The following is a 16369-nucleotide window of genomic DNA, read 5'->3' on the forward strand; positions in this document are numbered from 1 at the left end:
CTTATTCGTTATTAGTGTCTTGTAATTTCTCGATTGCCCGAATTTGGTCTGCAAAGAAACCACTTTTTTCGGGATTTTTCAAAATTAATATTTTATATGCCTGTATGGCTTTTTTATAGTTTTTTTGTTCCAGGTAAACCTTGGCTAAAGTCTCTGTCATCAACGATTCTGGAGCGGTTGTACTTTGTTCGGCCAGATTAACTTTATTAGCTGTTTTTCCTGGTTTGATCTTAGGATTCTTAGAAATAAATTCCTCGATAAGCTCAAATTTACGCAGGCGAGTTTCATCAGTCTCTTCTTCTTTCTTATTTTCTTCTCTTTCAATTGGCTGAGCTTTGGTAAGCTTTAACCATTCTGAAAAAGAATGCGACTCTTTTCCATCGAATTCCAATGGTTTTCCAATGCCGAGTTTTTCTTCGGAACTTTCCTTAACCGGTTCTTCTTCAGGATGCTCTTCAACTTCAGGCTTCACAGGTCTTTCAAATAAAGCAGGATCCATCACCAATTCAGATTCAGACTGCTTCATTTTAATGGCCTCATTAATATCGATACTGCGTTTTCCATGAACTTCTTCGGGTTCATAGACAGTGATCTGCTTTAATCTTTCTTCCTGCTCCCTGATCTGTTTCGCGATCTGGTTCTGGTTGAATTCTACAGAAGTAATAAATTCAAAAAGTATGCTTCGATCTGTAGTGTAGGCCGCAGTTTTTTTTAGGGCATCGTTATAACTAAATTCCTGGTGTTCCTTTAGACCTTTTAGCCTTATCGCTCGTAACGCCTGGAAATATGGAGCCTTCGCAAGCTCCTTTTCTATCTCGCGGGTTTGCTCTGAAGTGATCTCCCCGGGATTCTCTAAAAGATATGTAAGCGTTTTTACATCCATTACCAGTCGGTTAATGCCGCATTGAAAATATCCTGAGTTAATCGTGTATAGATCTCGTCCAGTGCCGTTTCAAGGTTTGCCCCTACCAATTGTGTTTGCGCGGGATAATCAAAATAGAAAGAGAATCTTCTTTCAAAATCCTTTTCCGGTTCCAGGGTATTATAATATCTCACGTTCACCGAAATAGTCAACCTGTTCTGTGCAGCAGTATTCTCAGCGGTAGCAGACATTGGTGAAATATAGTACTCGGTGATCTCCCCTTCAAATATAAGGTCGCCATTTGTATTTGTGAGGTTCAGACTGGTCTGGTTAAGAATTAGATCCTGAAGTGAGATCGTAAAAGCCCTGTCTATTCCCGGTTCTACAAGATCTGCATTGTTCTGAAAGAAGTTTACCTGAAACGATTCTGCTTCCCCGGTATCTGCCCCGGTGAAAGAGTAGATCCCGCAGGACTGGAAAGTGAACATTAAAATTGAGCAAAAAACTAAAAGCGTTCTTTTCATAAATAGGTAATAAGTAATAAGCCGTTCAATGAGTTAACTAAAATCTCTTATCCCAGGCTTAAAACTATAAATTATATTGTTTGATCTTGCGATAAAGGGTACGTTCGCTAATTCCAAGTTCTTCCGCAGCAGCCTTGCGTTTCCCACTATGGCGCTCTAAAGATTTCTTGATAAGCTCCAGTTCCTTATCCTGTAGAGAGAGAGTTTCTTCCTCCTCTATTTCTTCAGCAAAATAATATTTATCCTTTTCTTCCTGATTTGAAGCTGAATTATTTTTTTGAGGGATCTGAAGAACATTCAATTCATCGTCATCAATATCTGCCTCATCGATATCGTCTCCACTATTCCCGTAAATCTTCTGGATCAAGCCTTCATTATCATCCTGCACCTGCTTACTATCACCTTCCTGCATTAATTTTAAAGTCAGCTTTTTAAGATCGTTCAGGTCGCTTTTCATATCAAAAAGGACTTTATAAAGTATCTCTCTTTCATTGCTGAAATCACCTTCCTGCTTCTTCTCTGAAATAACCGCTGGCAAATTGCTACCAACATCAGGAAGATAATGCCGAAGATCTTCTGCGGTAATTATCCTGTTTTGCTCAAGTACAGAAATTTGCTCGGCTATATTCCGAAGTTGACGGATATTCCCTCCCCATCTGTATTTCAGTAATAATTTTACCGCTTCATCTTCTAATTTGATGGTAGGCATTTTATATTTCAACCCGAAATCTGAAGCGAATTTTCTGAATAATAAATGAATATCATCTTTACGTTCGCGTAGCGGTGGTAAATTAATTTCAACAGTGCTCAATCTATAATAAAGATCCTCACGGAATTTCTCCTTTTTAATAGATTCGAACATATTGATATTGGTAGCCGCAACGATCCTCACATTGGTCTTTTGAACTTTAGAAGAACCTACCTTAATAAATTCGCCATTTTCAAGAACCCGCAACAATCTAACCTGAGTTGGCAATGGTAATTCTCCAACCTCATCCAGAAAGATGGTTCCACCATCGGCTACCTCAAAATAACCATTCCTGGTTTGAGTAGCACCTGTAAAGGCACCTTTCTCATGACCAAAAAGTTCACTATCTATGGTTCCTTCAGGAATAGCTCCACAGTTAACAGCGATATATTTACCATGCTTTCTATGAGAAAGGGCATGTATGATCTTGGGAATACTTTCTTTACCTACACCGCTTTCCCCTGTTACCAATACAGAAATATCTGTAGGTGCAACCTGGATCGCTTTTTCCACAGCACGATTAAGTTTAGGGTCGTCTCCTATTATTCCAAAACGCTGTTTAATTGCCTGAACTGACTCCATATATCTTAGATCCTGAAAAATTCAGGATATTTTTTAGTTATTATCACTATATCCTACCGGCTCTCCAATTAGAGTAGCACTGGTGCAATCATTAATCTTCACATTAACGAAATCACCAACCTTATAATTCTCTTTTTCAAAAACCACTACCGTATTCTGAGAATTTCTTCCGCTCCAGTGAGCTGAAGATTTTTTCGATTCCTTTTCGATCAAAACTTCTACAGTCTGACCTAAAAATCTTTCGGTCCTTAGTTTGCTATGTTTTTGCTGAAGGTCTACGATCTCCTGCAACCTTCTCTTCTTGACTTCATGAGGCACATCATCTTCGAATTTACGCTCGGCCATGGTTCCCGGTCTTTCAGAATAAGCGAACATATATCCAAAATCATATTGAACATATTCCATTAAAGAAAGCGTGTCCTGATGATCTTCTTCAGTTTCTGTTGGGAACCCGGTAATAAGGTCATGAGAGATTCCACAACCAGGGATCATTCTTTTGATACTATCTATAAGCGTAAAATATTCTTCGCGAGTATGCAAACGATTCATCTTCTTAAGGATCCTGTCGCTTCCACTTTGTACTGGCAAATGAATATAATTACAAATATTCCGGTATTCGGCCATAGCTTCTATCACGTCCAGGGTCATATCCTGAGGATTAGAAGTAGAAAAACGGATCCTCATTTTTGGCTGAGCTTCAGCAACAAGTTTCAGAAGTCCGGCAAAATTGGTCGCCGTAGCTTTTTGAATTTCGGTAGCATTCTTGAAATCCTTTTTCAATCCGCCACCATACCATAGGTAAGAATCCACATTCTGACCCAAAAGGGTAATTTCCTTGTATCCTTTTGCTGCCAGGTCATTCACCTCTTCCACAATACTTTGAGGGTCACGACTCCTTTCTCTACCGCGGGTGAATGGAACCACGCAAAAAGTACACATATTGTCGCAACCACGAGTAATAGATACGAATGCCGAAACTCCATTAGTTTGAAGTCTCACCGGAGAAATATCACCATAGGTCTCTTCTTTACTAAGGATCACGTTAATAGCATCTCTACCAGCTTCAACCTCATTAATTAGATTAGGAAGATCCTTGTAGGCATCTGGACCAACCACCAGGTCCACTATTTTTTCCTCATCAAGGAATTTACTTTTAAGACGCTCTGCCATACAGCCAAGAACTCCCACTTTCATTCCCGGGTTGATCCTTTTTACGGCATTATATTTTTCTAAACGTTTACGTACCGTTTGTTCTGCTTTTTCTCTAATAGAACAGGTATTTACCAACACAAGATCTGCTTCTTCGAGGTTCTGGGTTGTATTAAAACCTTCTTTAGATAAAATTGAAGCTACGATCTCACTGTCGCTAAAGTTCATTGCACAGCCATAACTTTCAATAAAAAGTTTACGGCTATTCTCTGCCTTAGGCTCCATTACCAAAGAGTTTCCCTGCTTTTTTTCGTCTATTGTCTTCTCCATAAATCTTTAATAACCTGTCGGTTTTTAGAATCGCAAAGATAGGACTAAACACAGTTCTGACAAAGTGACAGAAAAAAATTTAATAAATATAAACGCAACCTTTTGAATATCCCCGCATCTATTGGATAACCAACTGATTTAAAAATGAAAAGAATATTATCACTTCCATTTCTTTTAATGTTCTTCATGTTCACTTCCTGCAGTGAGGAACCGCAAGAGGACCTTGTTTCTGTAGCAGTACCTATCACGCAGAGTATTGCAGATTTCCGGGCATCTGTAAAGATCGAGGAACCAAGAACCATCAAAGAATCAGGCAAAATATATTCCTGGAACGACTATATTTTCATCAATGACAAAAACGAAGGTGTTCACATCATCGACAACACCGATCCCTACAATCCAGTTAAAATCAAATTTCTTAAGATCCCCCGTAATATGGATATAGCCATCAAGGATTCCAAACTATATGCTGATAGCGGGATGGATCTGGTAGTATTCAATATCAGCGATGTTAATAACATCCAGGAAACTGCCCGGATCAAAGACGTATTTCCAGCTTATATACAAACCGTTCCGGAAGGTGCCAGATATGTTGATTTTGAAAATTTCAATACAGAGCAGGAGGTAATTATTGGATACCTGATGGAAAAAAGAAGGATAGAAGAAACGAACATTGGCTTCGGAACATTTGAAGGGTCGAATTTTTTTGCAAGTGATGGTGGCAATAGTGGGACGGGTGGTAGTATGGCAAGGTTCAGTATTAAAGATAATTTTCTCTATGTAGCCGATCAAAATTCATTATCTGTTTTTGATATTTCAAGCGCGGCCAACCCAAATAGAATTAGCTCTGAATATGCGGGATGGCAAATTGAGACCATATTTAATTATGAGGATCACCTATACCTGGGAAGCGCTACGGGAATGTTCATTTACAGCATCGAGGATCCCGCTTCACCTCAACATGTTTCATTTTTGCAACACGTGTTGGGCTGTGATCCTGTAGTAGTTAAAGATAATTTTGCCTATGTGACCATTAGAGGAGCAAATGAATGTGAGCAAAATTTCAATCAGCTGGATATCGTGGATATTTCAGATAAGCAAAATCCGGCTATCGTAAATACTTATGAAATGTATAACCCTTATGGTCTTGGGATCAAAGATGACTGGTTATTTGTATGTGATGGAGATGCAGGCCTAAAGGTTTTTGATATTAAAAACACCCCCAATCTTGAACAGGTTGATCAATTCAGTAACATTAACACCTATGATGTCATCCCCCTGGAGGATAAACTGCTCATGGTTGGGGACAATATACTCTACCAGTACTCTTATAAAGGTAAGGAGGTTAATTTAATAAGTAGATTTACATTAAATTGATTTTCCCTTTTTGTTTGGTTTTTCTGAAAATCCTCGCTTAAACGCGGGGATTTTCTTTTAATACTTCTTTTTAGAGATTCTGTTGCCTGTGATGGCGCGCTGTGCATCACTTTTAAATCTTTTTACCTCATCACTTCTTAATTTCTCATGCTTAGTGCTTCTCCCCTGAACTCTGGCTCTCCATTTTCGCCAGTTACGAGGATGCATCTGCTCACGCATAAATTTTATGACTTGTTTTTCAGAAAGTCCAAACTGATATTCTATAGCCTCGAAGGTGGTTCTATCTTCCCAGGCCATGGCAATGATCCTGTCTATCTGCCTTTCGTCAAATTCAAATTCTTCTGCTATTTTCATTTTGTTTAATTTTTATACAATATAATTAAACATTTTTAGAATGCGACATAAAAAAAACCCTTTCCGAAGAAAGGGCTCTTATATAAGATGCTGTTTTAATTAAGCTTCGAAAGGCTCAATAGAAACATAAGATTTATCATCTTTCTTTTTAGTGAATTTTACAATACCGTCTATTTTGGCATGTAAAGTATGGTCTTTCCCTGCATACACATTGTCACCTGGACGATGAGCAGTACCTCTTTGTCTTACGATAATATTTCCTGCAACGGCAGCCTGACCACCAAAGATCTTCACACCTAAGCGTTTCGATTCTGATTCTCTACCGTTCTTGGAACTACCAACTCCTTTTTTGTGTGCCATTTTATTTCGTTTTTAGTAGTTTAAATTTAGCTTAATGCAGCAATTAATTCTGCTTTCTTCATAGAAGAGTATCCTTCAACACCTTTTTCTTTAGCCATTTCTCTAAGCTCTACAACTGTATGCTGGCTAAGGTCTTCTGATTTTTTATCAGATTTAGATTCCTTCTTAGATTCTTCTTTTTTAGGATCTTCTTTCTTGGCAGAAGTAGCTTTCTTTCCACCTTTAAGGTCTATACCTTCAATAAGAATCTCGGTTAAGGCTTGTCTGTGACCGTTCTTTACACGGTAACCTTTACGTCTTTTCTTTTTGAAAACGATAACTTTATCACCTTTCAGGTGACGGTTGATCTTGGCTCCAACAAGAGCTCCATCTATAGCCGGGGCGCCAACGGTTACGTTATCTCCATCTGCAGTAAGAAGAACTTTATCAAAAGAAACTTTGTCTCCTTCTTCTCCTGCTAGACGGTTTACATAAACCTTCTGGTCTTTTGCAACTTTAAATTGCTGCCCTGCTATCTCTACAATTGCGTACATAGCGTATAATTAATTATTTAAATACATAAAATTTAACTTACGTTTTCACGCAAGCGGGTGCAAATATAATCCTAATTAATTAATTGACAAAGGTTTTTTGTTTTTTCAGATCGTTTAGATAGTGTGTTTATTGGCTTCTTTGGTATTCCAGGATTTCTTGAACAATTGCATATAAGCCAGCGTAAGTACAAGGCTGGTCGCAAATCCCATAATTGCTACTACAAAAAGAACGATTCCTATACTAGTGTTGTAATCTGTGATCCAGACCGTGATAAGATCATCCAGAAAACCTGGATTAAACTCTGTAGCATAAAGCGCAAAAAAGATCGTGAAAATTATAGTGGCATTAAAGCCTGTAAGTAGACAGGCCATAAAGCCTTTCTGATATTTAAATTTATTCCCCTTGTGCAGGCGATAATGCTTTATTGCCTCATACATCCCATATGCCATGATCACCCCGTTAAATAAACTGTAAATTGGATTAACATGTGCCCCAAATAGAGAAAGAATTAAAAAATAAGCAATAAGTCCTGCAGCAATCGCCACTCCATATTTAATTGGAATACTGAATTTATCCATAGCATTTAGAAATTTTTCCTAGTAAATTTCCAAAAAATGTAACGGTTTTTGCCTTAATAGCATGTTAATTTTAACACATTTCGCACAAATCAGCTATTTAACATCCGTTTCTGTAACTTTTAGCCTTAAACGTTACCAATATAGGTAACTGAAAAACCTATTTAAAAATGATTAACAAATTAAAACTGTTATTCTGCTTCCTCTTTGTTGGAGTAGCAGGAATTGCTCAGGAGGTAGAATTCACTGAGTATGAATTAGAAAATGGCCTGGATGTTATATTACATCAGGATAATACTGCTCCTGTAGTAACCGTTGGGGTTATGTATCATGTGGGCGCAAAAGACGAAGAAGAAGGAAGATCTGGATTCGCCCATTTCTTTGAGCATCTTTTGTTCGAGGGAACTGAAAATATTGAACGTGGTAAATGGTTTGATATCGTAGCCGCCAATGGTGGCAGCAATAATGCCAATACCACACAAGACCGTACTTATTATTACGAAACTTTCCCTTCTAACAACCTTGAACTGGGACTTTGGATGGAATCTGAAAGAATGCTTCACCCGGTGATTAACGAAATTGGAGTTGAAACCCAGAATGAAGTTGTAAAAGAAGAAAAGCGTTCAAGAATAGACAATGCTCCTTACGGAAAGATCATCTACGCTACCGGGATCAATAAATATGTATTCGATAAGCATCCTTATAAAAATTCTGTAATTGGAACCATGGAGGATCTTGATGCCGCAGAACTGGAAGAATTCAAATCTTTCTTTAAGAAATATTATGGTGCAAGTAATGCTACCTTAGTAGTTGCCGGAGACATCGACGAAAAAGAAACCAGGAAATTGATCGAGGATTACTTCAGTGAGATCCCTGCGGGACCAGAAGTTGAAAGAGTTGATATTGAAGAAGAGCCGATCACCGAAACGATCACGGCAACAGAATATGACAGCAATATTCAAATTCCGGCAAAACTATTTGTTTACAGAACTCCTTCAATGAAAGCAAAAGATGCTTATGTTCTGGATATGATCTCTTCTATACTTACAGATGGTAAGAGCTCAAGAATGTACAGGAAAATGGTAGATGAAGAAAAGACTGCTTTACAGGTGTTAGCCTTCCCAAGAAACCAGGAAGATTATGGAACTTACGTAATGGGTGCTCTTGCGCTTGGCGAAACTCCATTAGACACTCTTGCAAAATCTATGGACGAAGAGATAGACAAACTTCAGAATGAGCTTATTTCTGAAAAAGAATATCAGAAACTTCAGAATAAATTTGAGAATCGTTTTGTGAATTCCAACAGTAGCATTCAGGGAATCGCTTCTTCTCTTGCCACCTATAGTGTATTATATGGAGATACAGATCTAATCAACGAAGAGATCGAAATCTATAGAGATATTACCAGAGAAGATATTAAAAGAGTCGCGAATGAATATTTACAGGAAGACCAAAGACTGGAATTAGACTATCTACCTGAAAGCGCTAAGGAATAAACTAAAAAATTAATAGAATGAAATTTAACATACTTACATTATTTATTGCCTGTTTCCTGACCACAGCGTCATTTGCACAGGTAGACCGGTCTAAACAACCCGAACCAGGACCTGCACCAAAGATCAATCTGGGGAAGCCAGATGAATTTACCCTGAACAATGGTTTAAAAGTTCTGGTTGTGGAGAACCACAAATTACCTAGAGTTTCTGCATCACTTATCATTGACAATGTTCCGCATGCCGAAGATAAACCAGCTACTTCTGCTCTTGTTTCTTCTTTACTTGGAACTGGAACACAGAACATCTCTAAAGATGAATACAACGAAGAGATAGATTTTCTTGGAGCGAATATCAACTTTGGGTCAGAAAGCGTTTATGCAAGCTCATTATCCAAATTTTTTCCTCGTGTAATGGAACTAATGGCTGAAGGTGCTCTTAAGCCTAAATTCACCCAGGAGGAATTCGAAGCTGAAAAAACAAAGCAGATCGAAGGTCTTAAATCTATCAACAAAGATGTGGGATCTATCGCAAGCCGTGTTAGCGCTGCTCTTGCATATGGTGCCAACCATCCTTATGGTGAATTTGCCACAGTAGAAAATACTGAAAAAGTTACTCTGGAAGATGTTCAGAAATTCTATAACAATTACTTCAAGCCAGCAAATGCTTATCTTGTAGTTGTTGGTGACGTAAAGACTTCGGAAGTTAAAAAGTTAGCTGAAAAGAATTTCGGAAGCTGGGCTAAAGGTGCTCCTGTAACTAAGGAACTACCTGAGGTAACCAATGTAGATGAAACTCAGATCAATTTGATCGACATGCCTAATGCGGTACAGAGTGAGTTGAGAATCCAGAATACCATAGACCTTAAAATGTCTGATGATGATTACTTCCCGGTTCTTGTAGCAAACCAGATCCTGGGAGGAAGCTTTGGAAGTTACCTTAACATGAACCTAAGAGAAGACAAAGGTTATACTTACGGAGCCAGAACAAGCACAGGAGCAGATAAATACGCTTCCAGATTTGTAGCTCAGGCAAGTGTAAGAAATGCTGTTACAGATAGCGCGATCGTGGAGTCTTTGAAAGAGATAAACAGGATAAAAACTGAGTTTGTAGATGCAGAGATACTGGAAAATGCCAAGAGCAAATTTGCAGGTGATTTTGTTCTGAAATTAGAAAATCCTTCTACTATTTCTAATTATGCCTTAAATGTAAAGACCAATGATCTTTCAGAAGATTTTTATGAGACTTTCCTTGAAAAGATCAATGCAGTTACCGCTGAAGATATTAAACGTGTTACCAACAAATATTATCAAACAGATAATATGAGAATTGTGGTAGCAGGTAAAGCTTCAGAAATTCTTCCTAACCTTGAAAACGTAAAATTCCAGGGAGAAACCATCCCGGTAAAATACTACAACAAACTTGGTGAGGAAGTAGAGAAAGCAGAAGAGAAAAAAGTGGATGCTTCAGTAACCGCAGAATCTGTTTTTTCTAAGTACATAGATGCCATTGGTGGTGTAGACGCAGTCAATAATGTTGAAAGCGTAGTGATGCTTGCTCAGGCCGAGATCCAGGGAATGAAACTTGATCTTGAAATGAAAAGAACAACAGATGGTAAAATGAACCAGTCTATCTCTATGGGCGGTAATGTAATGAACCAGCAGGTGTTCGACGGTGAAGCAGGATTTGTAATGGCTCAGGGACAAAAAATGCCTTATAATGAGGAGCAGATCGAAGCAGCTAAAGCAGATGCTAATCCATTCCCTGAATTAACTGTTGGCGACGCTAAGGTTACAGGAATTGAAAAAGTAAATGGTGAGGATGCTTATGTGGTAGCTATGGATGAAAGCAATAAGAACTTTTACTCTGTAGAATCAGGATTGAAATTACAATCTGTAAAAACAGTTAGCCAGGCAGGTCAAACCATGACTATCCCAACCGGTTACAGTGACTATAGAGAAGTTGAAGGAGTTAAATTTCCTTTTATGATCTCTCAAAGTATGGGACCACAGTCATTTGAATTCAAGGTTTCTGAGATTCTTGTGAACGAAGGTGTTTCTGAAGAGGATTTCGCAACTGAATAATTCTTCTGAACCTATAAATAGAAAAGCCCCGTTGATCGGGGCTTTTTTTTATGTCGCCTGTTTTCTAAACCTGGAAATTATATCTTTTGAACGGTTCACTATAAAAACCCCGATCAGAATTACTAAAGCAGAGACTAGTTGCCAGAAGCTAAAAACTTCTCCGTCCAGTATTCCCCATCCTAGGGCTACTACGGGAATCGTATAGGTTACAGAAGTAGTAAAGACCGGATCTGAGATCTGCACCAGTTTATTGAAGATGATCATTGCAACACCGGTACCAATAATACCTAATATCGCCACGTAGATGATAGATAATTCTATCTTAGTTGTGTATGCCTGAAGCTCAAAGAACCCAGTAGTATAGAGCAAAATAAGCGCCGGAATAAGCAGTACAGAGAAATTACCAGCCGCAATTCCCAAAGGAGTAATATCGCTCATACGGGTTTTTAGAATATTTACATTCATCGCATAACAACCTGCTGCCATAATTACCAACAGAGAATACATATAATTCTGGTCTGGATTAATACTCGCTCCACTTAAAATCAAACCTGCAGTACCTAAAAGCCCTACAATAACTCCTGTGATCTTATTCTGACTAAATACAGACCGAAAGAATAAGGCCCCGAAGATAAGGGTAAGCAAAGGTGTGGTAGCATTTAAAATAGACGCTATTGCGCTGTCTATTTCTGTTTCTGCATAAGCAAAAAGATATACCGGGAAAAATGATCCCAGGAAACCAGAGAGGATGATCCATTTCCATTGTCTTAAACTAAGCCGACTGATACTTTTAAATCCCACCAGGATCAAAAACAAGGCGGCGAAAATGATCCTGAAAGAACCTACCTGCATAGCAGTTAATCCAATGAGTGCTTTTTTAATTAGGATAAAAGAACTTCCCCAAACTACGGAAAGTATGATCAGATATATCCATTTCAGGTTTTTCAATGCCAGAAGATTTTAATTTACGATTGCGAAGATAAATTTTAAGTCACTTCCAGAATGAAAAAATCCATCCCAATTAGATCGGAATGGATTTTTATTAGTTTTTAAAAAATTTAACCTATTGATTCTCTGTTAGAGGTATAGGAAACTGTACAAAAACATCATCTCCTTCCCTGTCTATAGGCAGCTCATCCAATCTATCATACCTTCTCATATCTATCCACCTATGCCCTTCTGCATATAAAGAATAGCGTCTCTGGGTCAACATCTCATCTATGAGAGCAGCTTCAGAATTCGCTCCACCATAAGGATCAAGTCCCGCAGATTGACGAATTATATTTAAAGCATTCACGGCTTCAGATGGATTTGAATAGATATTGGCTTCAGCATACAAGAGGATCAACTCCTCATTTCTTATGATCGGAATTGCATCTGTATTCGACTTATAACGGAAAACCGCATGATCACCAGTAAGGAAATCAAATGTGAGCGGCTCACTTCTTTGAGCTACTTTACTTAACCTATCATCACCTTCTGCAGCATCTTCCAGAAAATCTGGCTGCACGATTCTAGCACCCGCAGTTGTGGCCTCAACAGGGAAGAACATAGGATTCAGAATATCTGTCTGGTCTGCGCTAAAGGTATAATAAACACCTTCATCCAACGAAGCATCAAGATCTAAAAATGAATCTTCAAGATAGGTAAGCACACTTGAGAACTCTCCCTGGTAAGCAGCAACCCTGGCTCCAATAGCTCTGTTCACTTCCAGGAATGAATCAGGCGTTGAATACCCTGTAAATCCTGATGGAAGCGTGAAAGGAAAATCATCTCCTCCACTTTGCAAGTCTGTTGCAGCTTCATCCAGTAAAGCTCGAATTTCGTTTAATGATTCAGAATAAGATAAAAATGGTCCAAGGTTATTCTGATCTGCCACATCTACCCTTATCCCATTCTGATAGGTAAGATTAAGATTAAGCAGAAGCTCATAAGCCTTGATGGTTTTAATAAAACCCTGTGTGGCACTGATCTCTGTATCGCTAAATTGAGCGGAAAGATCCTGCCCCTCAATGAATTCAAGGATCAGGTTCCCATTTTTCACAGTTCTGTACCTTGCGGCCCAGGGATTGGTGATATAAAAAGTGTTATTATCAAGAATAGCATCTCCTTTTCCCAGAAGATCGGCGGTAAATCTTGGATCTGAACTGGAAAATCTCCAGAATTCACGACCAATAACACCAAGATCATCATAATAGGTTCCCAGGCGAACTCTCATACTATAAAGCACTCCGCCTACCAGATCCTGCAAATCACCCCTGGTAAGATTATCGCGAAACGCGTCTACCTCGGGATTGTTCAGATCTGAAAACTCTTCCACGTCACAAGCCTGAGTTAAGGTTATGATCGCAAAGAATATGAATATTTTATTTATAACTTTTTTCATCATTTACGTATTAAAAATTAACTGCTAAGTGAAAAAGAAATCTCTTCGAAGAAGGAAATGGAGTTACGTCTACCCCTGTAAAGATCCCGTTAGATCCAAAGTTAGAAACCTCTGGGTCATAACTGTTATAATCAAAGATATTGATCAGGTTGCTACCCGAAAAACCTACTTTGATCTTATCTATAGTTCCATTCAGAAATCCGTCATATGCACTGGTTGGGATATTATAATAAAGCCCAAGTTCTCTTAATCTCAAGTAGGAGGCATCTTCAACAAATACTTCGGCAGAAGCTCCTAACTGGCTTACCCTGTATGGCCCGTTTCCTAACTCTCCCTCAGGATCCAGATCTATAGTATCATAATCATGACTGGTCCCGTTAAGATCTGTAAGCAGTGTAGTAAGGTTTACGTTCTCTCCTCCATTTTTCCATTGCCATACAAAGGAAAGATCAAAATTCTTATAGATCAACTCTGAATTGAATCCCATCTGGAAATCCGGTTCAGAATCTCCAAATTTCTGGAAACCATTTGGTCCTGGATTTGGTCCAATTCCCACGATTTGCGTAGCACTCTCACCTTCTTCTATCCTGAAGGTTCCTAAAGTGGCTCCAAAAGCTCCAATATTAAAAGGATCTACATCCAGTCTTGTGATTTCTGAAGTGTTCTTATAAAAATTAATTCCCAGGCTCCAGGTGAAATCTTCGGTAGCAACAGGAACAGCATCTAAAGAAAGTTCGATACCATTGTTTCTTAATTCACCGGCATTTACGAATTCTGTAGTAAACCCTGTAGAAGGCTCAAGCGCAGCCTGTAGAATTAAGTTTTCAATAGTTTTAATGTAGTAAGTAGCAGAGAAATTCAAACGGTTCTGGAAGAAACTAACATCAGTACCAAATTCAAGTTCTTTTTGTCTTTCAGATTCCAGATTACGATCTCCTCTTACTCCAATAAGGCTAATCCCAAGTAATCCATCTGTAGAAAAGGTATTATATGAAGTAAACAATGCTCCGAAAGGAGGAAAATTCCCGGCCTCACCATAGGCGGCTCTTAATTTAAACTGACCCCATTCGCTGGATTCATTCCAGAAACCGAACTCATTTAAATTCACGGCTAAAGAAGCTTTAGGATAATAGAATAACTTGTTCGCATCTCCATTATTAGAAGACTTATCCCCTCTTAAACCAACCGTAGCTATAAATTTATCCTGAAAATTCACCTCTTCCTGTACAAAGAACCCTGAATCTTCTTGCAGTAATCTGGTCTGGTCTACTCCGGTATTAGCTGCCTGGTCTACGTTAGTTTCAGATGCCACTAAACCGGTTGCCGTGATCAACTGGGTGTTTCTGTCAAAATATTCACGCGTTAAACCAGCCTGTGTCCTGAAATTAAGGTCATTCCCTGTGAAGAAATTATGCACCAGGAAAGCTGATAGGTTATAGTTCTTGTTTTGAGTATCTCCCTGCACAGCAACTCCATTCAAACCTCCATTAGAAGGCTTCTGGAATTGTAACTCTTTCGGGAATATTGCCCTGGTCTTAAGACCATAGAAGTCCAGACCACCACGAAGAATAAGTTCTAGATTAGAACTTTCAGCTCTATAAAGGTCAATATTAGCAGTTCCACCAACAATGAACCTGTTCACTGTTTCATTGTTTCTAACAAGATCTCTTGTTTGCAGCGGGTTAGATGCTCCGGCCGGGTTGTCTGGATAGATACCATCCTCATTTGGAAACAATTCCAACCATGGCGTAGTACCGGTTAAGGTAACACCAATAGAGGTTCCTGAATTATCGTTATTGAAGTAACCTCTATTCGCTGAAGAGTTAGTATAACTGGAACTAAGACCTAATTTTATGAAATCTGTTGGTTTATGATCCAGGTTCAATCTAAGAGAAGTCTTTTTATAACCTGTATTGTTTACGATTCCATCTTCATCGTTGTGGGTGATACCCGTATAGAATTTCGTTTTTTCTGTACCACCACTCATGCTGAAGTTAGTAATACTTATCAAGCCTTTTTCTCCAAAGATCTCCTTTTCATAGTCTACCAGCCTGTTTTCCTGTTGAGCCTCTACAAAACTTTGAGCCGCTTCATCACCAAAGCTATCTCGAACTCTTTCTTCGGTATAATCTCTTAACCCAAGAAGGTTTGTAACCTCTGTCCATCCCGTAGCCTGGGAAAAACTGAATTTTGTCTCCCCGGCCTTACCCTTTTTAGTGGTAATGATTACAACCCCGGCCGCTGCTCTGGATCCATAGATCGCTGCGGCAGATGCACCTTTAAGAATTTCAATATTCGCGATATCTTCAGGGTTAATATCCGCGATCCTGTTAGAAGGGTTATCCTGGTTAGAAGCACTTCCTCCAGCGGCTGCGGCAGACACCACATTAAGCCCTGCTGCGATTGAAGAGTTATCTATGTACACACCATCAATTATATAAAGCGGCTGAGTGTTACCCTGGATGGATGTAGCACCTCTTAATTTAACTGAAAGACCTCCTCCCGGAGCTCCTGAGTTTGCGCTAACTGTTGCTCCGGCAAATTTACCATATAAAGCACCATCTAGAGTTGGAGGCGGAGTTCGACCTGCGATCTCGTCTGCTGAAAGTGAAGACACAGCATTTGCAGCATTCGAACGCTTCACAGAAGTTGCCAGACCTGTAACGACCACCTCATCTAAGGCAGCGGCAGATTCAACAAATTCTACTGTCATCGGTGAATTGGTAGTGACCCTTATTTCCTGGGTTTCAAAACCTAGATAAGAGAAAACCAATGTTGTAGGCAGTGACTCTACAGTGATCGAATAATTACCTTCAAAATCACTGGTCGTACCATTGCTGGTTCCTTTCTCGATCACGTTAACGAACGGCACTACCTCGCCAGTGGCCTCGTTAATCGTTCTCCCCTGCAGAACTTCCTGAGAAAGAAGTATTGAAGGACAAAGCAGAAAGAAAATCACTTTGAAGTAACTCAAAGAAAATTGCTTCATAATTGTTAATTTTTAAGTTTGT

General features: G+C 39.0%; 14 protein-coding genes. 3 read left to right on the forward strand and 11 right to left on the reverse strand.

The annotated features are described in order from the left end of the window. Nucleotide 1 precedes the first annotated feature (1 nt). The 4 genes from G3I01_RS03320 to miaB all read right to left on the reverse strand — a co-directional run bounded on the left by G3I01_RS03320 (nt 2) and on the right by miaB (nt 4195). Entirely contained in the window at nt 2-883 is an 882-nt protein-coding gene (locus G3I01_RS03320; protein WP_219551044.1) for a hypothetical protein, read from the reverse strand. Continuing rightward, nucleotides 883-1386, reverse strand: coding sequence for an LptE family protein (locus G3I01_RS03325; protein ID WP_219551046.1), 504 nt, complete (start codon nt 1384-1386; stop codon nt 883-885). Before G3I01_RS03325 ends, G3I01_RS03320 begins: the two co-directional genes overlap by 1 nt. A 64-nt stretch (nt 1387-1450) precedes the next feature. After that, nucleotides 1451-2716 (reverse strand): sigma-54 dependent transcriptional regulator, encoded by a 1266-nt coding sequence (locus G3I01_RS03330; RefSeq protein WP_219551048.1) that lies wholly within the window; start codon nt 2714-2716, stop codon nt 1451-1453. Nucleotides 2717-2749: 33 nt separating this feature from the next. After that, nucleotides 2750-4195, reverse strand: coding sequence for a tRNA (N6-isopentenyl adenosine(37)-C2)-methylthiotransferase MiaB (gene miaB / locus G3I01_RS03335; RefSeq protein ID WP_219551050.1), 1446 nt, complete (start codon nt 4193-4195; stop codon nt 2750-2752). Nucleotides 4196-4339: 144 nt separating this feature from the next. On the opposite strand from miaB, the gene G3I01_RS03340 reads away from it, so the two are divergent. Next, on the forward strand, nt 4340-5572 hold the full coding sequence (locus G3I01_RS03340) for a hypothetical protein (protein WP_219551052.1): 1233 nt from the start codon (nt 4340-4342) through the stop codon (nt 5570-5572). Between the two features lie 57 nt (nt 5573-5629). Here the strand turns inward: G3I01_RS03340 and G3I01_RS03345 are convergent, their stop codons facing one another. The 4 genes from G3I01_RS03345 to G3I01_RS03360 form a co-directional block, all read right to left on the reverse strand. After that, nucleotides 5630-5926 (reverse strand): TIGR03643 family protein, encoded by a 297-nt coding sequence (locus G3I01_RS03345; protein ID WP_108170640.1) that lies wholly within the window; start codon nt 5924-5926, stop codon nt 5630-5632. A gap of 99 nt (nt 5927-6025) precedes the next feature. Next, nucleotides 6026-6286: a 50S ribosomal protein L27 gene (gene rpmA, locus G3I01_RS03350; RefSeq protein WP_108170641.1), complete on the reverse strand. Its 261-nt coding sequence runs from the start codon at nt 6284-6286 to the stop codon at nt 6026-6028. 26 nt (nt 6287-6312) lie between these two features. Then, complete coding sequence (gene rplU, locus G3I01_RS03355) at nt 6313-6819, reverse strand: 50S ribosomal protein L21 (RefSeq protein ID WP_219551054.1); 507 nt, start codon at nt 6817-6819, stop codon at nt 6313-6315. Between the two features lie 114 nt (nt 6820-6933). Next, nucleotides 6934-7398 (reverse strand): DUF4199 domain-containing protein, encoded by a 465-nt coding sequence (locus G3I01_RS03360; RefSeq protein WP_219551056.1) that lies wholly within the window; start codon nt 7396-7398, stop codon nt 6934-6936. Between the two features lie 167 nt (nt 7399-7565). On the opposite strand from G3I01_RS03360, the gene G3I01_RS03365 reads away from it, so the two are divergent. Beyond that, entirely contained in the window at nt 7566-8891 is a 1326-nt protein-coding gene (locus tag G3I01_RS03365; RefSeq protein WP_219551058.1) for a pitrilysin family protein, read from the forward strand. 17 nt (nt 8892-8908) lie between these two features. Beyond that, on the forward strand, nt 8909-10972 hold the full coding sequence (locus tag G3I01_RS03370; protein WP_219551060.1) for a pitrilysin family protein: 2064 nt from the start codon (nt 8909-8911) through the stop codon (nt 10970-10972). Nucleotides 10973-11020: 48 nt separating this feature from the next. Here the strand turns inward: G3I01_RS03370 and G3I01_RS03375 are convergent, their stop codons facing one another. The 3 genes from G3I01_RS03375 to G3I01_RS03385 all read right to left on the reverse strand — a co-directional run bounded on the left by G3I01_RS03375 (nt 11021) and on the right by G3I01_RS03385 (nt 16347). Further along, nucleotides 11021-11926: a DMT family transporter gene (locus G3I01_RS03375; protein ID WP_219552757.1), complete on the reverse strand. Its 906-nt coding sequence runs from the start codon at nt 11924-11926 to the stop codon at nt 11021-11023. Between the two features lie 109 nt (nt 11927-12035). Continuing rightward, nucleotides 12036-13361, reverse strand: a complete 1326-nt coding sequence (locus G3I01_RS03380) for a RagB/SusD family nutrient uptake outer membrane protein (protein WP_257710709.1) — start codon at nt 13359-13361, stop codon at nt 12036-12038. A 7-nt stretch (nt 13362-13368) separates the two neighbouring features. Beyond that, a complete protein-coding gene (locus G3I01_RS03385) occupies nt 13369-16347 on the reverse strand; it encodes a SusC/RagA family TonB-linked outer membrane protein (RefSeq protein WP_219551062.1) in 2979 nt (992 codons plus the stop codon). Nucleotides 16348-16369: the final 22 nt, after the last annotated feature.

This window comes from Gramella sp. MT6 (assembly GCF_019357415.1).
GTDB lineage: Bacteria > Bacteroidota > Bacteroidia > Flavobacteriales > Flavobacteriaceae > Christiangramia.